Source organism: Salipiger bermudensis HTCC2601, from assembly GCF_000153725.1.
GTDB lineage: Bacteria > Pseudomonadota > Alphaproteobacteria > Rhodobacterales > Rhodobacteraceae > Salipiger > Salipiger bermudensis.
The window spans coordinates 680345-698412 of sequence record NZ_DS022276.1 but is presented as its reverse complement, the minus strand read 5'-3'; the positions used below and the strand labels follow the sequence as shown (position 1 = coordinate 698412).

The window sequence follows — 18068 nt, the reverse complement described above, 5'->3', positions numbered from 1 at the left end:
CGGAGGCAGGCCGGCCCGGGCGGCCGGGCGCTTGGCTGATTAAGCAACCAGACGGTATCCCCCCGACTCGGTCACGAGGATGCGCGCATTGGAGGGATCCGGTTCGATCTTCTGGCGCAGGCGGTAGATGTGGGTCTCGAGCGTGTGCGTCGTCACCCCGGCATTGTAGCCCCAGACCTCGTGCAGCAGCACGTCGCGCGGCACCACGCCCTCGGTCGAGCGGTAGAGGAATTTGAGGATGTTGGTCTCTTTCTCGGTGAGGCGGATCTTGCGGTCGTCCTCGGTGACCAGCAGCTTCATCGACGGCTTGAACGTGTAGGGGCCGACGGTGAAGACCGCGTCCTCGGATTGCTCGTGCTGGCGCAGCTGGGCGCGGATCCGGGCGAGAAGAACCGGGAACTGAACGGCTTGGTGACGTAGTCATTGGCGCCGGCATCGAGCCCGAGGATGGTGTCGGCGTCGGTGTCGTGGCCGGTCAGCATGATGATCGGCGCCTTCACGCCCTGCTTGCGCATCAGCCGGCAGAGCTCGCGCCCGTCATTGTCGGGCAGGCCCACGTCGAGGATGATGAGCTCGTAATTCTGTACCTTGACCCGGCCCATGGCGGCGGCGGCTGTCTCTGCCTCGAAGACCTCGAAATCCTCGGTCATCACCAGTTGTTCGGCCAGGGCCTCGCGCAGGTCGTCATCGTCGTCGACCAGAAGGATGTTCTTGATCTGGGCCATGTGTCTGTCTCCATTCACGTTTCCCCTCACATGGAAACACCGTTGCGTGCGGGCAAGTTTTGCTGCACCAGTCTCACGCCCTCGTGTTGCAGGAGGGCTTTTGTTACAAGTTCGATGCTGGTTTGTTACAGCGCCGCTGTCCCGGAAGGCCGCCCCATGCCGCTTGCACCCAACCTGATGGAGATCCTCGCCCGCGCCCGCGCCGACCTGCGCATGGGGGTGCCGGTGGTGTTGTCGGGCGCCGGCGGCAGAGGGCTGCTGCTGCTGGCTGCTGAGACGGTCTCGGCCGAGCGGCTGGCGCTGGTCCGCGAGGCCGGCGGAGAGCTTGACCTGGTGCTGACGGCGCGCCGGGCCGCGACGCTGAAGGCGCGGGTCTACGATGGCGATCTGGCGCGGGTGGCGTTGCCCGGGGATGCGGGGCTCGACTGGGTGCGCAGCATTGCCGACCCGGCCGACGATCTGGCCATGCCGATGAAGGGGCCTTTGCAGGAGCGGCGCGGTGGCGACGTTGCGCTGCACCGGCTGGCGATCACGCTGGCGAAATCGGCGCGGCTGCTGCCGGCGGCGCTGGTGCTCGAACTCGAGGCGCCGCAGGGCGTGGCGCTGCGCGAGAACCTGACGCTGGTGGACGGGGTGGCGGCGGCGCCGTCGATGCTGCTGCTGTCGAACCTCGATCACGTGGTCTCGGCGCGGGTGCCGCTGGAGACCGCCGAGACCGCGCGGCTGCATATCTACCGCCCGCAGGACGGCTCGGAGGAGCATTACGCCATCGAGGTCGGTCGCCCCGACCGCGACGCGCCGGTGCTGGCGCGGCTGCACTCGGCCTGTTTCACCGGCGACGTGCTGGGTTCGCTGAAATGCGATTGCGGCCCGCAGCTGCACGCGGCGCTCTCGAAGATGGGCGAGGAGGGGCACGGGGTGCTGCTCTACCTCAATCAGGAGGGCCGCGGCATCGGGCTCGCCAACAAGATGCGCGCCTACGCGCTGCAGGATCAGGGCTTTGATACGGTGCAGGCCAATCACCGTCTGGGCTTCGAGGATGACGAGCGCGATTTCCGCCTCGGCGCCGAGATCCTGCGCCGGATGGGCTTCGGCTCGGTGCGTCTGCTGACCAACAACCCCAACAAGCTGGCGATGATGGAGCGCAGCGGCATCGCTGTCGCGGAGCGGGTGCCGCTGAAGGTCGGCAAGACCGCGTTCAACGCCCATTACCTCGCCACGAAGGCGGCCAAGTCGGGCCACCTGCTCTAGGCCCGGAGGAGGGATCGCATGGAGATGGTTCTCACGCCGATGGGGCTGCGCTTTGCGGGGCGGCTCTGGCCCTGCTCGGTCGGCAAGGGGGGGATCCGCGCCGACAAGCGCGAGGGGGATGGCGCGACGCCGGTGGGGGACCACCGCATCGCCCTGTGCTTTCATCGGCCGGACCGTGTGGCGGCGCCGGCGCCGTGGTCGCGGCCGATCCTTCCGGGCGATCTGTGGTCTGATGCGTCGGGCGATGCCGCCTACAACACGCTGGTGCGGGCGCCCTACCGGCTCAGCCACGAACGCATGCGGCGGGCCGATCCGCTCTACGACATCGTGCTGACCACGGACTGGAACTGGCCCGATGCGCAGGCGGGGCGCGGCTCGGCGATCTTCCTGCACCAGTGGCGGCGTCCGGGCTACCCGACCGAGGGCTGCCTCGCCTTTCGCCGCGAGCATATTCGTGAGATCGCCGTGCTTGCGGTGCCGGGGACGCGGCTCATCGTGCCCGCGGCGCTGGCGGGATGATGGTGCCCCGCGTCTGACCCGCGCCTGTCTGGTGGCTCTCGCGTGCGAAGGCAGGGGGCACTGCCTAGCCGTTAATTGCAGCGGCGACCGACGAAGCTTCGAACCTAAGAAACGCGGTTTCGGAGAGGACCCTGCGCACGTTCGAAGGGGGCAGGGGGCGCTGCCCCCTCTTGGCGCTGTGCGCCAATTCACCCCCGAGGTATTTTAAAACCAAAGAAGCCAGGAGCGCTGTGCCCCTGGCTTCTCTTCGTCAAAAATACTCCCGCCGGAGGCGTCCTACGCTGACACCTGTGCCGAGGCCGGGCGCGAGCGCTGTTGCGCCGGATGGGTCTTGCGTCAGGCCTTGCGGCTCAGGAGGTCGACGCCGAGGGTGGTGAGGACCTTCTCCTCAATATGGCGCGCGTCGAGGCCGGCGCTCTCGTACATGTCGTCGGGGCTGGCATGGTCGATGAACGTGTCGGGCAGCACCATGGAGCGGAACTTCAGCCCGTGGTCGAACACGCCCTCGTCGGAGAGCAGCTGTGCCACGTGGCTGCCGAAGCCGCCGACCGAGCCTTCCTCGATGGTGATCAGCGCCTCGTGCTCCGCCGCGAGCCGCAGGGTCAGGTCGCGGTCCAGCGGCTTGGCGAAGCGGGCATCGGCGACGGTGGGCGTGATGCCCCGGGCCGAGAGCTTCTCGCAAGCCTTGCGGACCTCGCCGAGCCGGGTGCCGAAGCTCAGGAGTGCCACGCGTTTGCCCTCCGAGACGATGCGGCCGCGGCCGATCTCGAGGATCTCGCCAGCTTCCGGCATCTCGACCCCCTCGCCCTCGCCGCGCGGGTAGCGGAAGGCGATCGGGCCCTCGTCATGCGCGGCGGCGGTGGCCACCATGTGCTTGAGTTCGGCCTCGTCGGCGGCGGCCATCACCACCATGCCCGGCAGGTTGGCCATGAAGGCGATGTCGTAGGCGCCGGCATGGGTGGCGCCGTCCGCACCAACGAGCCCGGCGCGGTCGATGGCGAAGCGCACCGGCAGGCGCTGGATCGCCACGTCATGCACCACCTGATCGTAGCCGCGCTGCAGGAAGGTCGAGTACATGGCGCAGAACGGCTTCATCCCGCCCGCCGCGAGACCGGCGGCGAAGGTCACGCCGTGCTGCTCGGCGATGCCCACGTCGAAGACCCGCGAGGGGTAGCGCTCGGCCATCAGGTCGAGCCCGGTGCCGTCGGGCATGGCGGCGGTCACCGCGCAGATGCGGCTGTCCTCGGCGGCCAGCCGGGTCAGCTCCTTGGCGAAGACCTTGGTATAGGCCGGCGCGTTGGAGGGCGCCTTCTTCTGCTCGCCGGTGGCGACGTCGAACTTCGCTCGGGCGTGGCCGCGGTCGGCGGACTCCTCAGCCGGGCCGTAGCCCTTGCCCTTCTTGGTCAGCACGTGCAGCAGGATCGGCTTGTTCGCGCGGGCGCGCACCATGCGCAGCACCGGAAGCAGCTGGTGCAGGTCGTGGCCGTCGAGCGGGCCAAGATAATCGAAGCCCAACTCTTCGAACAGCGTGCCGCCCACGGTCATGCCCTTGAGCATCTCCTTGGCGCGCTTGGCACCCTCGCGGAATGGCGGCGGCAGCAGCGAGACCGCGCCCTTGGCGGCGGCCTTGAGGTCCTGAAACGGTTCCTCGGCATAGAGCCGCGACAGGTAGGACGACATCGCCCCGGTGGGCGGCGCGATGGACATCTCGTTGTCATTGAGGATCACGATCAGCCGCTTGCCGAGGTGGCCGGCATTGTTCATCGCCTCATAGGCCATGCCCGCGCTCATCGCGCCGTCGCCGATCACCGCGATGGCATCGCCCGCGCCGGTGTCGCAGACGCCGCCGAGATCGCGCGCCACGGCAAAGCCCAGCGCGGCGGAGATCGAGGTCGAGCTGTGGCCGGCGCCGAAAGGATCGTAAGGCGACTCGGAGCGCTTGGTGAAGCCCGAGAGCCCGCCCTTCTTGCGCAGGGTGCGGATGCGGTCGCGGCGTCCGGTCAGGATCTTGTGCGGGTAGGCCTGGTGCGAGACGTCCCAGATCACCTTGTCGCGCGGCGTGTCGAACACCGCGTGCAGCGCCACGGTGAGCTCGATCACGCCAAGGCCCGCGCCGAGATGGCCGCCGGTCTCGGAGACCGCGGCGATGGTCTCGTCGCGCAGCTCGTGGGCGACCTGCTCGAGCTCGGCATCAGAGAAGCGCTTGAGATCGGCGGGCGAGCTCACCCGGTCGAGAAGCGGCGTTTGGGGGCTGTCAGACATGCTGTCCCTCGACACTCAGTTCCGGCGGGAGATAACGAACCGGGCGGCTTCCCGCAAGGCATCGGCCCGGTGACCATAGGGAGATAGCGCGTCGCAGGCCTCGGTCACAAGTGACGTGGCGCGCGCCTTGGCGCCCTCGAGCCCGAGCAGCGACACGAAGGTGGCCTTGCCGCGCCCGGCATCCTTGCCCACCGCCTTGCCGACGGTTTCGGCGTCGCCCTCGACATCGAGGATGTCATCGGCGATCTGGAAAGCTAGGCCGAGGCGCTCGGCATAGGCGGTGAGCGGCGCGAGATCGGCATGCGCCAACCGCGCGCCGGCCTCGGCGGACCACGCGATGAGCGCGCCGGTCTTGCCGGCCTGAAGCGCGGTGATCTGCTGCAGATCGAGCGGGGCGTCGGCGCGCTCGGCCGCCATGTCGAGCGCCTGTCCCAGCACCATGCCGCGCGCGCCGGCGGCGCGGGCGAGGCTCAGGGTCAGGTCGGCGCGAACCAGCGGGTCGGGGTGGCAGCGCGGGTCCGCGACCATCTCGAAGCCCAGCGCTTGCAGGGCGTCGCCCGCAAGCACGGCGGTGGCCTCGTCCCACTTGCGGTGCACCGTGGGCAGGCCGCGGCGCAGATCGTCATCGTCCATGCAGGGCAGGTCGTCATGCACGAGGCTGTAAGCGTGGATCGCCTCGATGGCGCAGGCCGGCCAGAGCGCGCGCTCGGGCGCCACGTCGTGCAGCCGCGCGCCCTCCAGCACCAGCCAGCCGCGCAGCCCCTTGCCACCGGTGGTGGCATAGCGCATCGCGTGCAGCACCGGCAGGTCGGCGGCATCGCTCAGGACATGATCGAAATGGGCGGCGACGGCGCGGGCGCCGGCCTCCAGGCTGTCGCGGAACATCGGGGGTCAGAGGCCTTCGGCGGCCTTCAGCCCGGCGGGCTGGCCCTCGGCATCGAGGGTGATCTGGGCGACCTTTTCCTCGGCCTCCTTGAGCTTGGTCTCGCAGCGCGCCTTGAGCTTGGCACCGCGTTCGTAGAGCGCGATCGACTGCTCCAGCGGCACTTCGCCGCGTTCCAGCTGGCCCACCACCTGCTCGAGCTCGGCCATGGCCTGTTCGAATGTCATCTCCTCGACGGGCGTGTCGCTCATTTTCCTGCCTCGATCAGTTCTTCCACATGGGCGCGGGCCGAGCCGGCCAGCGCGGCGAGATCATAGCCGCCTTCCAGCACCGAGACCACCCGCCCCTCGCATTGATCCGTGGCGATGCGGCAGAGCTCGCGGGTGAGCCAGGCGAAATCCTGATCCTTCCAGTTCAGTTGTGCCAGCGGGTCTTCGTGGTGGGCGTCGAACCCGGCAGAGATCACGATCAGGTCGGGGCGGAATTCGCGCAGCCGGGGCAGGGCCTGCTCGGTATAGGCGCGATACATTTCGGTGCCGCCGCTGCCGGGGGCGAGCGGCAGGTTCAGCACGTTGTCGTGACCGCCGCGCTCGGTCGCCGCACCGGTGCCGGGCCATAGCGGATATTGCTGCGACGAGATGAACAGCGCGCGCGGCTCGTCCCACAGCAGGTCCTGGGTGCCGTTGCCGTGATGCACGTCGAAATCCACCACCGCGACGCGCTCGAGCCCGTGGTGATCGAGCGCGTGTTTCGCCGCCAGCGCGGCGTTGCCGAACAGGCAGAAGCCCATCGGGGTTTCGCGCTCGGCATGGTGGCCCGGCGGGCGGGTGGCGCAGAAGACGTTGCGGGCCTCACGCGACATCACCGCGTCCACGGCGCGCATCGCGGCCCCGGCGCCACGGCGCGCCGCCATCATCGAGCCCGGCGACATCCAGGTGTCGCCGTCGAGCGCGATCTCGCCCTCGGTGGGTTCGGCGCCCGCAATGCGCGCGATGTAGGCTGCCGGATGCACCCGCGCGAGATCCTCGTCGCTCGCCGGCGGGGCGCTCAGGCGCAGCAGGTCGAGCGGGGCCAGCGCGTGCAGCACGTGCTCGAGCCGCGCCACCTGCTCGGGGTGGCCCTCGGGGGTGACATGCTCGAGGCAGTCGGCATGGGTGATCAGTGCCGTGGTCATGACGGATCCTCCCTCATCGGTCGGGGCCACCAGACCGCGATTGGCCGGCAGGGACAAGGTGCGAATTTCAGCGGTGGCCGACGGTCAGTCGGGCGCCAGCATGTAGCCCGCGCCGCGCACGGTCTGCAGGTAGCGCGGCTGCTTGGGGTCGGTTTCGATCTTGCGGCGCAGGCGGGTGATCTGCACGTCGACCGCGCGCTCCTGCGCCTGGCCCTTGTCGCGGCCGAGTTCCTCGACCAGCTGCGCCCGGCTCAGCGCCTCGCCGGGGCGGCCCGAGAAGATCCGCATCAGCTGGCTTTCGGTGGCGGTGAGGCGCACCAGCTCCTCGCCCTTCCACATCTCGCCCCGCTCGATGTCGTAGCGAATGGGGCCGAGGCCGATGAGCTTGGGCACGGTCTCCTCCGAGGGGGTCTCGGGCATCCGCCGCAGGATGGCGTTGATACGCAGCAGGAGCTCCTTCGGCTCGAAGGGTTTGGCGAGGTAGTCGTCGGCGCCGGCTTCCAGCCCCTTGATGCGGTCCTCGGTCTCGCCGCGGGCGGTGAGCAGCATGATCGGCGTGCTCGAGGTCTCGCGGATCGCCGCGGTGAGCGAGATGCCGTCCTCGCCGGGCATCATCACGTCGAGCACGATCATGTCGAACTCGAGCCCGGTGAGCAGGCGGCGCGCATGGGCGGCATCACGCGCGGCGCTGACGAGGAAGCCGTTGCGCATCAAGAACTTCTGCAGCAGGCCGCGGATGCGCTCGTCGTCGTCGACGATCAGGATGTGGGCGTCGGGATCGCTCATCCGCGGGCCTCGCGCAGGCCGGAGTAGTGGCGGCGCATCTCGGGATCCATCATCGCCTCGAGCACTCGGCGGAAACCGGCCACGGCCTCGGGCCCGGCCTGCCGGTAGGCGGCGCGCATCCGCGCCCGCTGCGCCTCGGAAAGCTGGTGCTCGAGTGCGGCGCCGGCCTCGGTCAGGTGCAGGTGACGCTCGCGCTTGTCGGCGCGGCCGACCTTGCTCTCGACCAGCCCGTCCTCGATCAGGGTGCGCAGTACGCGGTTGAGCGATTGCTTGGTGACCCCGAGGATCGACAGCAGATTGTTGACCGTGGTGCCGGGCGCGATGTTGATGAAGTGGATGGCGCGGTGATGCGCGCGACCGTAATGCAGGCCCTGCAGGATGCGGTCGGGATCGGCGGTAAAGGCCCGATACGCAAAGAACATCGCCTCGATGCCCTGCCGCAGCTGTTCGTCGGTGAGATAGAGCAGCAGCTCGCCGCCATGCCCCTGACTGCCCGGACCGTCCGCCATTGCTGCCCCCTCCGTCTTGCGTCTTTTGCGGCACTTTAAGTCAGCCTTGTTGACATTCCAATAGCAAACTGGTAGCGAGTCGCAGTTTTTCCGCAATTATGTGTCCGGATCGGACGTAAGTTGCGCAACAAATGAAAAGGCGCCGAGAAGGAGACTCGCTATGGAAGGTGCGTATGACGACCGCGACGGAAAGATCTGGCTCGATGGGCAGCTGGTGGAGTGGCGGGATGCGAAGGTGCACGTACTGACCCACGCGCTGCACTATGCGAGCTCGGTCTTCGAGGGCGAGCGGGCCTATAACGGCAAGATCTTCCTTGGCCACGCGCATTCCGAGCGCCTGATCGCCTCGGCGCAGTCGCTCGATTTCGAGATCCCCTACACCGCCGACGAGATCGACGCGATCAAGGACGAGGTGCTCAAGGTCAACGGCTTCACCAACGCCTACGTGCGTGCAGTGGCGTGGCGTGGTGCCGGCCCGGACATGGGTGTCGCCTCGTCGCGCAACCCGGTGCAGCTTGCCGTGGCCGCGTGGGAGTGGGGCAACTACTATGGTGACGCCAAGACCAAGGGCGCCAAGCTCGACATCGCCAAGTGGAAGCGGCCCTCGCCGGAGACCATCCCGGTGCACGCCAAGGCCGCCGGCCTGTACATGATCTGCACCATGTCCAAGCACGCCGCCGAGGCGAAGGGCTGCTCGGATGCGCTGTTCATGGACTATCGCGGCTACGTCGCCGAGGCGACCGGCGCCAACATCTTCTTCGTGAAGGATGGTGAGGTGCACACCCCGCTGGCAGACTGCTTCCTCAACGGCCTGACCCGGCAGACGGTGATCCGGCTGCTGAAGGAGAAGGGCATCACCGTGCACGAGCGCCACATCATGCCCGAGGAGCTCGAGAGCTTTGAGCAGTGCTGGCTCACCGGCACCGCCGCCGAGGTCACCCCGGTGGGGCAGATCGGCGACTACAGCTTCGAGGTCGGCGCGCTGACGCTGGATATCGCCGAGACCTACGAAACGCTGGTGCGCAGCTAAGGCTGGCATCGCTTCGATGAGACAGGGCACCCCGGGGCTGAGGCCGCGGGGTGTTTTGTTTTTTGGGGGGCACGACGGCTTTCCCCTGAGCTACGGCTTGTGGCCCGACCGCGCGGACTCAAGGCCGCAGGCCGTCGCGCCATCGCCGGCCCGCCCCGACGGGCTGGCGATTTGGTGCCGTAAGCGCGGCGTGTCTGGGTCCTTCGGGTCTGGGTACAATAAATCGAGAGGTTCGGAGGTCGGCTCGCCACCCCGCGGGCTGGCGATGGCGCGGCGACGTCCCGAACGATGCGGTCTCGCCGAGGCGGGAAAGGCTGGTGCGCCATCCCTTGCACGCGCCCCCGCAACCCTCCGCGACGTTAACGGTCACACCAGCGCTTGAACGCCCCGCGCCTTGGTGTCACCCTGCCTCGCAAATAACGTGACGAGGCAGGCATGCAGGACAACCACGCACCGCTGGAGATCGTGTCTCCCGAGGCCCCCGAGGCCGCGCTCTTTACCGAGGCGAAGGCCGCCGTCGACCGGCTCTGCGCGCTCTACGAGCTGTCGGTCACCTTCCTGCATGACCGCTTCCTCGACGCCATGGCCAGCGGCCATCCCGGCGTGCGGCTGCGCGCCTTCTATCCCGAGGTGCGGATCACCACCGGCACCCATGCCAAGGTCGACAGCCGCCTGAGCTTCGGCCATGTCGCGGCCCCCGGCACCCACGCCGCCAGCATCACCCGGCCTGATCTCTTCCGGCACTACCTTGAGCAACAGATCGGGCTGCTGCTTGAGAACCATCAGGTGGCGGTGCAGGTCGGTCTCTCCTCGACCCCGATGCCGGTGCATTTCGCCGTCGCCAACTATCCCGACCTTGCCGTGCCGCAGGAGGGCGCCGGGCGCTTCATCCTGCGCGACGTGTTTGACGTGCCCGATCTCAGCTCGACCAATGACGACATCGTCAACGGCGTGGCAAAGCCTGCCGAGGACGGCGCCGGGCCGCTGGCGCCGTTTACCGCGCAGCGTATCGACTACTCGCTGGCGCGGCTGGCGCATTACACCGCCACCGATCCCCAGCATTTCCAGAACCACGTGCTGTTCACCAACTACCAGTTCTATGTCAGCGAGTTCGAGGCCTATGCGCGCCAGCAGCTCGCCGATCCCGAGAGCGGCTACACCAGCTTCGTCTCGACCGGCAATGTCGAGATCACAGACCCCGAGACGGCCATCCCGCCGAGCCTCAAGATGCCGCAGATGCCGACCTACCACCTCAAGCGCAAGGACGGCTCGGGCATCACGCTGGTCAATATCGGGGTGGGGCCCTCGAACGCCAAGACCGCCACCGACCACATCGCCGTGCTGCGCCCGCATGCCTGGCTCATGGTTGGCCACTGCGCCGGGCTGCGCAGCTCGCAGAGCCTTGGCGATTTCGTGCTCGCCCACGCCTACCTGCGTGAGGACAAGGTGCTCGACGACGACCTGCCGGTCTGGGTGCCGATCCCGGCCCTGGCCGAGATACAGGTGGCGCTTGAACAGGCGGTGGCCGAGGAAACACAGCTCGACGGCTACGACCTCAAGCGGATCATGCGCACCGGCACCGTGGCCTCGGTCGACAACCGCAACTGGGAGTTGCGCGACCAGTCCGGCCCGGTGCAGCGCCTGAGCCAGTCGCGGGCCGTGGCTCTCGACATGGAAAGCGCGACCATCGCCGCCAACGGCTTCCGCTTCCGCGTGCCCTACGGAACGCTGCTCTGCGTCAGCGACAAGCCGCTGCATGGCGAGCTGAAACTGCCCGGCATGGCGAGCGATTTCTACAAGACCCAGGTTGCGCGCCACCTGATGATCGGGATACGAGCCATGGAACGGCTGCGCGGGATGCCGCTCGAGCGCCTGCACTCCCGCAAGCTGCGTAGCTTTGAGGAAACAGCTTTCCTCTGACATGGGTGCAACGCCGCCGATACGCCGCTATATGCGCAGTTTTCCCTTGCAAATAGCCCCTAATCGTTGTGTTTGAACTCCATATGATGTTACTTTCCCGTATCGAGGCCCAATCGTTCGGGCAGTTCAAGGAGACCATGAAATGGCGAAACCGATGACCAAGACCCAGCTGGTGGCCGCTCTGGCCGAGGAGATGGGCGCAGACAAGAAGACCGCCTCCACCGCGCTGGATGCGATCACCGGGATCATCACCAAGGAAGTCGCCGAAGGCGGCGCGGTGACCCTTCCGGGCGTGGGCAAGATCTATTGCCGCGAGCGCCCGGAGCGCATGGTGCGCAACCCCGCCACCGGCGAACAGTTCAAGAAAGAAGCCGACAAGCAGGTCAAGATGACCATCGCGAAGGCTCTGAAGGACAGCGTCAACGGCTGATCCAGCCCCGGACGACATGACCTTGAAAGGACCGCCCTTTGGCGGTCCTTTTTGTTTGTTTACAGATGGTTATTTCCTGTCTCTAGGCTGGCATGCAGCCGCATTGGGCGCAGGGTTGAGGTTTGCTCCGGTTCTGGTGCCGCCGCACTTGCGCCGCGATGGAGGCCAAAAAGACGGAGCGAGCGGCACTCAACTCCCTTGCGATCCCGGCATACGGGTCTTAACAAAAACTGATGCAACTCATCCCACCCGACATGATCTGTTTCGCGCTCTACTCGGCGCAGCATGCGATGCAGCAGGCCTATGCAGAGCTGCTCGATGGTCTTGGGCTGACCTATCCGCAATATCTGCTGATGACGGCGCTCTGGGCTGAGGACGGGCGCACCGTCGGCGCGCTTGGGCGCGACCTGCGGCTCGAATCGAACACGCTGACGCCGATGCTGAAACGGCTCGAGGGGCAGGGGCTGGTCAGGCGCAAGCGCGACAGCAAGGACGAGCGGCGTGTGTTGATCCGGGTGACGGCCAAGGGCCGCGCACTGCAGGAGCAGGCGGCGCGGATTCCCGAGTGCCTGATCGAGCGCGTTGGGCTTCCGCTTGAGGATCTCACCCGCCTGCGCGACGAGCTTCACGATCTGAGGGATCGTCTGCGCAGCGCGGGCGAGGAAGGCTAGGGCGTCGCCTCAGGCGACAGCGCCGAGCCTGGCGATCTGGCGACCGTCCTCGTCGAAGTTCTCGGGCGCCAGCCAGTGCTCGAAGCGGGCCTTCAGCGCCGGCCATTCCCGGTCCAGCACCGAGAACCACGCGGTGTCGCGGTTGCGGCCCTTGACGATCGTGGCCTGCCGGAAGGTGCCCTCGTACTGGAAACCGAGGCGCTGGGCGGCGCGGCGCGATGGCATGTTGAGCGCGTCGCATTTCCACTCGTAGCGGCGGTAGCCCAGCGTGTCGAAGGCGCGCGCCATCATCAGATACATCGCCTCGGTGGCGCCGGCGGTCTTCTGCAGGCGCGGCGACATGTGGATGAAACCGACCTCGATCGCGCCATTGGCCGGATCGATACGCAGGTAGGAGCAGAACCCGACAGGCTGGCCATCAGGCGTGCAGATGGCGAAATAGAGCGGGTCTTCGCTGGCCTCGGCGCCGGTGGCCCAGTCGGTCGCATCCGCCAGATCGGAGAAGGGGCCGCGCGGCAGGTAGGTCCAGCCACGGCCCGTGCTGTCCTCGGCGAAGGCCTCGAAGAGACCGGGCGCATGGGCCACGGTCAACGGCTCGAGCCGCACGTAGCGACCCTCGTTGACGCTGCGCTCCGGGCGCGGACGGGGAAAGCTCCCGTCGACCGGCTGGCCGACGGGTTGCCCAAGATCGTTCAGGGGGCCGTCAGTCATCGTTCAGGAGAAGACCTTGGTCAGGCTGCGGTCCACCGCATCGACGATCTGGTCGATGTCGTCTGCCGTGGCGATCAGCGGCGGCGCGAAGCACAGCACGTTGTTCAGCCCCGGGTTCGAGCGGTTGGTGGCGCCGATGATGACCCCGTCGGCGGCACAGGCCCCGACCACGGCACCGATATGCTTCTCCGAAACCGGTTCCTTGGTGGTGCGGTCGCTGACCAGCTCAAGCCCAAGGAACAGGCCCTTGCCGCGGGCCTCGCCCACCACCGCGTGCTTGTCGCCGAGCGCGGCCAGCTTTTCGAGCATGTAGTCGCCCATCTTGGTGGTGTTCTCGAGCAGGTTCTCGTCTTCGATGATGCGCATGTTCTCGAGCGCCGCCGCCGGGCCGGCGGTGCAGCCGCCGAAGGTCGAGATGTCGCGGAAGTAGTTCATCGGATCGCTGTCGTCGTCCTTGAACATGTCGAAGACGCGCTCGGAGGTGACGCAGCACGCGATGGCGGCGTAGCCCGAGGCGACGCCCTTCGCCATGGTGACGAAATCGGGCTCGATGCCATAATGCTGGTAGCCGAACCAATGGGTGCCGGTCCGGCCCACGCCGCAGACGACCTCGTCGATATGCAGCAGGATGTCGTACTTGCGGCAGATCTCCTGCACCCGCTCCCAGTAGCCCGGGGGCGGCACGATGACGCCGCCGCCGGCGGTCACCGGCTCGAGGCAGAGCGCGCCCACGGTGTCGGGGCCCTCGCGCAGGATGACTTCCTCGATGGCGTCGGCGGCGCGCTGGCCATAGGCCTCGCCCGACAGGTCCCACTGGGCGCGGTACTCGAGGCAATGCGGCACCGACACGAAGCCCGGCGCGAACGGGCCGTACTGCATGTTGCGCTCGACCTGACCACCGGCCGACATCGCGCCGATGGTCGAGCCGTGGTAGTCGCGCTCACGGTAGAGGATCTTGTTCTTCTTGCCGCCATAGCGCTTGTGCGCGATCTGGCGGACCATCTTGAAGGCCTTCTCGTTCGCCTCCGAGCCCGAGTTGGTATAGTAGACCCGGCTCATGCCCGGCATCTTCGAGATCAGCTTCTCGGCAAACAGTGCGCCCGGCACCGAGCCCGCGGCGCCGGCGAAGTAGTTCAGCTTCATCAGCTGCTCGGAGATCGCGTCGACGATGGACTTGCGCCCGTAGCCCACGTTCACGGTCCAGACCGCGCCCGAGACGGCGTCGATATGCTCGCGTCCGTGCTGGTCCCAGACCCGCAGGCCCTTGCCCTCGACGATGATGCGCGGGTCTGTGGTTTCGAACGGCTTGTGCTGCGTCAGATGATGCCAGACGTGGCGCTTGTCGGCCTCGACAACGTGGCTGAGATCGTTCTGCGTGAGCGTGCCGTCCATTGGTCCTGTCTCCTGGGAAGCGTGATTCCGGCCCCGGGGCCGTCTGGCGCGAATGTTAGCACACACATATTCCGGACTGGCAACCCAATCGGCCGCCCGCGCAGAGTTGCGCCGGCGCCGCTGCGGAGAAAACCGGCATCAGGAACGAGGGCCTGCGGCTTGTGCATCTGCACGGAAAACGGGCGCAGTTCCCGGGAAAACCATTGATTGCCCGCTCAATTTCGGCTCGGATTGGCTCGAGCGCGCGGCCCTGACGCCCGCGCCACAGACAAAGGCCCCGCCGGATGAGCAGGGGTCGGATGACAGGGAGAGTCATGATGAAGACGATCAAGGGCCTGATGACGGGTGCTGCCGCGGCCGCGCTGATGACCGGCGCCGCCAGCGCGCAGGATCTGACCGTGGGGTATTTCCTCGAGTGGCCGATGCCGTTCGAATACGCCAAGGCCGAAGGCATGTACGAAGAGGCGATGGGCCTCGAGATCAACTGGGTGAGCTTCGACACCGGCACCGCGATGAGTGCCGCGATGGCCTCGGGCGACGTGCATCTTTCGGTGAGCCAGGGCGTGCCGCCTTTCGTGGTCGCCGCCTCCGCCGGGCAGGATCTGCAGATCCTCGACGTCGCGGTGAGCTATGCCGACAACGACAACTGCGTCGTGGCCGAAGCGCTGGAAATCGACAAGGATTCCGCCGGCGAGCTCGAGGGCAAGAAGGTCGCCGTGCCGCTGGGCACCGCGGCGCATTACGGCTTTCTCAAGCAGATGGATCACTTCGGCGTCGACGTCTCGACCATGGAGATCGTCGACATGGCGCCGCCGGATGGTGCCGCGGCGATCGCCCAGGGCTCGGTCGACATGGCCTGCGGCTGGGGCGGCTCGCTGCGCCGCATGAAAGAGCATGGCAACGTGCTGCTGACCGGCGCCGAGAAGGAAGAGCTGGGCATCCTGGTCTTCGACGTGACCTCCGGCCCGGCAGGCTGGGTCGCCGAGAACTCGGACATCGTGGCCGAGTTCCTCGCGGTTACCGCCGAGGCCAACGCCATGTGGGCTGACGAGGCCAACCACGAGATGATGCTGCCGGTGATCGCCAAGGATGCCGGCATGGATGAAGAGGCGACCGCCGAGACGCTGGCCACCTTCGTGTTCCCGAGCGTCGAGGAGCAGCTCACCGAGAAGTGGCTCGCCGGCGGTGCACAGGAGTTCATGAAGGGCGTGGCCGACGTGTTCGTCGAGGCGGGCTCCATCGACGGAGCGCTCGACAGCTATGCTGACGCGGTGAACACCGGCCCGCTCGAGGCGGCCTCGGAGATGTAATCACGCGCGGGCGCGGGGCGATCCTGCTCCGCGCCCGGCACTCTTTGACGAATTTGACAGGGGTCGGTTCAAGGCTCCTGCGCCGGCAACGCACCGGCAGGCGGGGGCCATGAGCGGATTAGAAATCGAAAACCTGTCCATGCGCTTCGATCTGCCGAACTGCAGTTCGGTGCAGGCGCTGAAGGACGTGTCGCTGCATCTGGCCGAGGGCGAGCTTCTCTCCGTGCTCGGACCCTCGGGCTGTGGCAAGACCACGCTTCTCAACATCGTGGCGGGCTTTCTCGCCCCCACCGAGGGCCAGATCCGGCTCAACGGGCACACCGTCACCGGCCCCGCCGCCGAGCGGGGCATGGTGTTCCAGCAGGGCGCACTCTTCGAGTGGATGAACGTGCGCGAGAACGTCGCCTTCGGCCCGCGCATGGCCGGCAAGCGCGAGCGGGATTGGGCCGGCACCGTCGATCACCTGCTCGAGGTCGTGGGCCTCAGGGATTTCAAGGAGAAGGCCGTCTACGAGCTCTCGGGCGGCATGCAGCAGCGCGTGGCGCTGGCCCGCTGCCTCGCCAACGATCCCGACGTGATCCTGATGGACGAGCCGCTGGGCGCGCTCGACGCGCTGACCCGCGAGAAGATGCAGTCTCTCGTGCTGAAGCTCTGGAAGGAGACCGGCAAGACCATCATCCTGATCACCCACTCGGTCGAGGAGGCGCTGCTTCTGGGCGAACGGCTGCTGGTGATGGCGCCGCGCCCGGGCCGCATCCACAAGGAATACCGCCTGCCCTTCGCCGATCTTGGCGTCGGGGAGGACCTGCGCACGGTCAAGAAACACCCGGAGTTCAACAAGACCCGCGAGGAGATCCTCGGGATGATCTGGGACATGGAAGAGGAAATCATGGGCCGCACGGAGGAGACGCAATGATCGTCCTGCTGATCTATGTCGCGATCTTCGTGGCCTCGTTCTTCCTTGTGAAGCTCCTGGTGCACAAGACCACGCGCGATTTCACCGCCCGCAAGACCGTTACCTTCGGCGACGAGAGCGCGGTGCGCCCGAACCGGATCGCCAGCGTGATCTCGGTGCTGACGATCTTCCTGCTCTGGGGCGCCTTCACCGGCTCCTCCTGGGTGCCGGGCTTCCTGCACGCGCCGGGGCCTTTCGTGGGCGACGCCACCTTCACCTACACCGCCGAGGCCGAGGGTGCGGCGCCCGACGACGCCACGGTGACGGTGCGGGTCTTCCCGGTCGGCGAGGATGTCGAGGCGCCCGAGGTCGATCCCGGCGCGGGCTGGGCCAAGGACGATTCCGACAGTGTCGGCGCATGGCGCTCGGGGCTGATCCGGGTCGACCGCAACGACGGGTATGGCCGCGACGAGGGCCACACGGTCGTGGCGGTCAACGGCGAGCCGATCGCGCCGGGCGGCGAGGTCATCACCGAGTTCGGCCGGGTCGGCATGTCGCCCAAGGGCACGCTGAATTTCGAGCCGCGCAAGGGATGGCAAATGGAACCGATCTGGCTGCCGCCGCCCGAGGCGGTGCTCGCACGGCTCAAGGAGATTGCGCAGGACGGCTACCGCGACAGCACGCTGTGGGAGCATCTCGGCTGGTCGCTGTTCCGGGTCATCGCGGGCTTCTTCTTCGGGGCGCTGATCGGCATCCCGCTGGGCTACGCGATGGGTCTCAGCGACTGGTTCCGCGGCTGGTTCGACCCGATCGTCGAGTTCATGCGCCCGGTGCCGCCGCTGGCGCTGATCCCGCTGGTGATCATCTGGGCCGGCATCGGCGAGACCGGCAAGATCATCCTGCTTTTCCTCGCGGCGCTCTGGATCATGGCCATCGCGGCGCGCTCGGGTGTGTCGGGGGTGAAGATCTCCAAGGTGCACGCGGCCTATTCTCTGGGCGCGTCCAAGGCGCAGATCATGCGCCACGTGATCGTGCCCAACTCGCTGCCCGAGATCTTCACCGGCGCGCGGGTGGCGATGGGCGTGTGCTGGGGCACCGTGGTGGCCGCAGAACTGGTCGCCGCCGAGAAGGGCGCGGGCATGATGATCATGGTGGCGTCGAAGTTCCAGCTCACCGACATCGTGATCATGGGGATTATCCTGATCGGCGTGATCGGGTTCGGCATCGACATCCTGATGCGGTTTGCCGAGAAGGCTCTGGTGCCGTGGAAGGGCCGCGGCTGACGGCACACGCCTCTGGGAGGCCCCCTCCGGGTGGGCCTCCTCGGACAAACTGTATGAAAACGAAACACGCAGTCGGCGCGCCGCGCTCGGCCGTCAGCTCAGCGTTCAACTGGCGCTAGGGCTCAGGCAGCGAAGCGGGCCCACCAAGCTCTCTCGTGGGCTCTATTCGCCGCCGAACTGCTGCACCAGCGCACCCACCTGGCCGTCGAGCCAGAGCCGCGCGGTGTCGATCTGGCCGACATAGCATCCAGAATCGGGGTCGAGCCCGGGACATCTCGGCGATGGTCGGGGCGAGCAGTAGAGCGCCCCGCGACGAC

17 protein-coding genes and 1 pseudogene are annotated in these 18068 nt (G+C 67.4%); 9 read left to right on the top strand and 9 right to left on the bottom strand.

The window, feature by feature from the left end; all coding sequences use genetic code 11:
- Window positions 1-39 precede the first annotated feature (39 nt).
- A pseudogene (locus tag R2601_RS03345) lies at window positions 40-725 on the bottom strand (response regulator transcription factor).
- A 156-nt stretch (window positions 726-881) separates the two neighbouring features.
- On the opposite strand from R2601_RS03345, the gene ribA reads away from it, so the two are divergent.
- A complete protein-coding gene (gene ribA, locus R2601_RS03340) occupies window positions 882-1976 on the top strand; it encodes a GTP cyclohydrolase II (RefSeq protein ID WP_007793557.1) in 1095 nt (364 codons plus the stop codon).
- An 18-nt stretch (window positions 1977-1994) separates the two neighbouring features.
- A complete protein-coding gene (locus tag R2601_RS03335) occupies window positions 1995-2495 on the top strand; it encodes a L,D-transpeptidase family protein (RefSeq protein WP_007793555.1) in 501 nt (166 codons plus the stop codon).
- 336 nt (window positions 2496-2831) lie between these two features.
- On the opposite strand, the gene dxs is transcribed toward R2601_RS03335, so the two are convergent.
- The 6 genes from dxs to R2601_RS03305 all read right to left on the bottom strand — a co-directional run bounded on the left by dxs (window position 2832) and on the right by R2601_RS03305 (window position 8109).
- Window positions 2832-4757 (bottom strand): 1-deoxy-D-xylulose-5-phosphate synthase, encoded by a 1926-nt coding sequence (dxs, locus tag R2601_RS03330; RefSeq protein WP_007793553.1) that lies wholly within the window; start codon window positions 4755-4757, stop codon window positions 2832-2834.
- 15 nt (window positions 4758-4772) lie between these two features.
- Entirely contained in the window at window positions 4773-5642 is an 870-nt protein-coding gene (locus R2601_RS03325) for a polyprenyl synthetase family protein (protein WP_007793550.1), read from the bottom strand.
- Window positions 5643-5648: 6 nt separating this feature from the next.
- Window positions 5649-5891: an exodeoxyribonuclease VII small subunit gene (locus R2601_RS03320; protein WP_007793548.1), complete on the bottom strand. Its 243-nt coding sequence runs from the start codon at window positions 5889-5891 to the stop codon at window positions 5649-5651.
- Window positions 5888-6814: a histone deacetylase family protein gene (locus tag R2601_RS03315; RefSeq protein WP_007793545.1), complete on the bottom strand. Its 927-nt coding sequence runs from the start codon at window positions 6812-6814 to the stop codon at window positions 5888-5890. Before R2601_RS03315 ends, R2601_RS03320 begins: the two co-directional genes overlap by 4 nt.
- An 84-nt stretch (window positions 6815-6898) precedes the next feature.
- Window positions 6899-7600, bottom strand: coding sequence for a response regulator (locus tag R2601_RS03310; protein WP_007793541.1), 702 nt, complete (start codon window positions 7598-7600; stop codon window positions 6899-6901).
- Complete coding sequence (locus R2601_RS03305; RefSeq protein ID WP_007793536.1) at window positions 7597-8109, bottom strand: MarR family winged helix-turn-helix transcriptional regulator; 513 nt, start codon at window positions 8107-8109, stop codon at window positions 7597-7599. The genes R2601_RS03310 and R2601_RS03305 overlap by 4 nt, the downstream gene beginning before the upstream one ends.
- Before the next feature lie 160 nt (window positions 8110-8269).
- Here R2601_RS03305 and R2601_RS03300 point away from each other — a divergent pair, with 160 nt between their 5' ends.
- The 4 genes from R2601_RS03300 (at window position 8270) to R2601_RS03285 (ending at window position 12160) form a co-directional block, all read left to right on the top strand.
- Window positions 8270-9139 (top strand): branched-chain amino acid aminotransferase, encoded by an 870-nt coding sequence (locus tag R2601_RS03300; RefSeq protein WP_007793534.1) that lies wholly within the window; start codon window positions 8270-8272, stop codon window positions 9137-9139.
- A 435-nt stretch (window positions 9140-9574) separates the two neighbouring features.
- The gene (locus R2601_RS03295; protein ID WP_007793531.1) at window positions 9575-11059 is read left to right on the top strand and encodes an AMP nucleosidase; all 1485 of its coding nucleotides are present in this window, start codon (window positions 9575-9577) and stop codon (window positions 11057-11059) included.
- A gap of 142 nt (window positions 11060-11201) precedes the next feature.
- Window positions 11202-11489, top strand: a complete 288-nt coding sequence (locus R2601_RS03290; protein ID WP_007793529.1) for an HU family DNA-binding protein — start codon at window positions 11202-11204, stop codon at window positions 11487-11489.
- Between the two features lie 233 nt (window positions 11490-11722).
- The gene (locus tag R2601_RS03285) at window positions 11723-12160 is read left to right on the top strand and encodes a MarR family winged helix-turn-helix transcriptional regulator (RefSeq protein WP_007793523.1); all 438 of its coding nucleotides are present in this window, start codon (window positions 11723-11725) and stop codon (window positions 12158-12160) included.
- Between the two features lie 9 nt (window positions 12161-12169).
- Here the strand turns inward: R2601_RS03285 and R2601_RS03280 are convergent, their stop codons facing one another.
- A complete protein-coding gene (locus R2601_RS03280; RefSeq protein ID WP_007793520.1) occupies window positions 12170-12871 on the bottom strand; it encodes a GNAT family N-acetyltransferase in 702 nt (233 codons plus the stop codon).
- Window positions 12872-12874: 3 nt separating this feature from the next.
- Entirely contained in the window at window positions 12875-14263 is a 1389-nt protein-coding gene (locus R2601_RS03275) for an aminotransferase family protein (protein ID WP_007793517.1), read from the bottom strand.
- A gap of 317 nt (window positions 14264-14580) precedes the next feature.
- Between R2601_RS03275 and R2601_RS03270 the strand changes: the two genes are divergently transcribed.
- From R2601_RS03270 to R2601_RS03260, 3 genes are all read left to right on the top strand, one after another.
- On the top strand, window positions 14581-15573 hold the full coding sequence (locus tag R2601_RS03270) for a taurine ABC transporter substrate-binding protein (RefSeq protein WP_083793958.1): 993 nt from the start codon (window positions 14581-14583) through the stop codon (window positions 15571-15573).
- 109 nt (window positions 15574-15682) lie between these two features.
- Complete coding sequence (locus tag R2601_RS03265; protein WP_040544322.1) at window positions 15683-16489, top strand: taurine ABC transporter ATP-binding protein; 807 nt, start codon at window positions 15683-15685, stop codon at window positions 16487-16489.
- Window positions 16486-17751, top strand: a complete 1266-nt coding sequence (locus tag R2601_RS03260) for an ABC transporter permease (protein WP_007793513.1) — start codon at window positions 16486-16488, stop codon at window positions 17749-17751. The genes R2601_RS03265 and R2601_RS03260 overlap by 4 nt, the downstream gene beginning before the upstream one ends.
- Window positions 17752-18068: the final 317 nt, after the last annotated feature.

Bases quoted from the DNA above. Each gene is read 5' to 3' on its own strand.
- ribA (WP_007793557.1), top strand. From the start codon at position 882: ATGCCGCTTGCACCCAACCTGATGGAGATCCTCGCCCGCGCCCGCGCC.
- R2601_RS03335 (WP_007793555.1), top strand. From the start codon at position 1,995: ATGGAGATGGTTCTCACGCCGATGGGGCTGCGCTTTGCGGGGCGGCTC.
- dxs (WP_007793553.1), bottom strand. From the start codon at position 4,757: ATGTCTGACAGCCCCCAAACGCCGCTTCTCGACCGGGTGAGCTCGCCC.
- R2601_RS03325 (WP_007793550.1), bottom strand. From the start codon at position 5,642: ATGTTCCGCGACAGCCTGGAGGCCGGCGCCCGCGCCGTCGCCGCCCAT.
- R2601_RS03320 (WP_007793548.1), bottom strand. From the start codon at position 5,891: ATGAGCGACACGCCCGTCGAGGAGATGACATTCGAACAGGCCATGGCC.
- R2601_RS03315 (WP_007793545.1), bottom strand. From the start codon at position 6,814: ATGACCACGGCACTGATCACCCATGCCGACTGCCTCGAGCATGTCACC.
- R2601_RS03310 (WP_007793541.1), bottom strand. From the start codon at position 7,600: ATGAGCGATCCCGACGCCCACATCCTGATCGTCGACGACGACGAGCGC.
- R2601_RS03305 (WP_007793536.1), bottom strand. From the start codon at position 8,109: ATGGCGGACGGTCCGGGCAGTCAGGGGCATGGCGGCGAGCTGCTGCTC.
- R2601_RS03300 (WP_007793534.1), top strand. From the start codon at position 8,270: ATGGAAGGTGCGTATGACGACCGCGACGGAAAGATCTGGCTCGATGGG.
- R2601_RS03295 (WP_007793531.1), top strand. From the start codon at position 9,575: ATGCAGGACAACCACGCACCGCTGGAGATCGTGTCTCCCGAGGCCCCC.
- R2601_RS03290 (WP_007793529.1), top strand. From the start codon at position 11,202: ATGGCGAAACCGATGACCAAGACCCAGCTGGTGGCCGCTCTGGCCGAG.
- R2601_RS03285 (WP_007793523.1), top strand. From the start codon at position 11,723: ATGCAACTCATCCCACCCGACATGATCTGTTTCGCGCTCTACTCGGCG.
- R2601_RS03280 (WP_007793520.1), bottom strand. From the start codon at position 12,871: ATGACTGACGGCCCCCTGAACGATCTTGGGCAACCCGTCGGCCAGCCG.
- R2601_RS03275 (WP_007793517.1), bottom strand. From the start codon at position 14,263: ATGGACGGCACGCTCACGCAGAACGATCTCAGCCACGTTGTCGAGGCC.
- R2601_RS03270 (WP_083793958.1), top strand. From the start codon at position 14,581: ATGAAGACGATCAAGGGCCTGATGACGGGTGCTGCCGCGGCCGCGCTG.
- R2601_RS03265 (WP_040544322.1), top strand. From the start codon at position 15,683: ATGAGCGGATTAGAAATCGAAAACCTGTCCATGCGCTTCGATCTGCCG.
- R2601_RS03260 (WP_007793513.1), top strand. From the start codon at position 16,486: ATGATCGTCCTGCTGATCTATGTCGCGATCTTCGTGGCCTCGTTCTTC.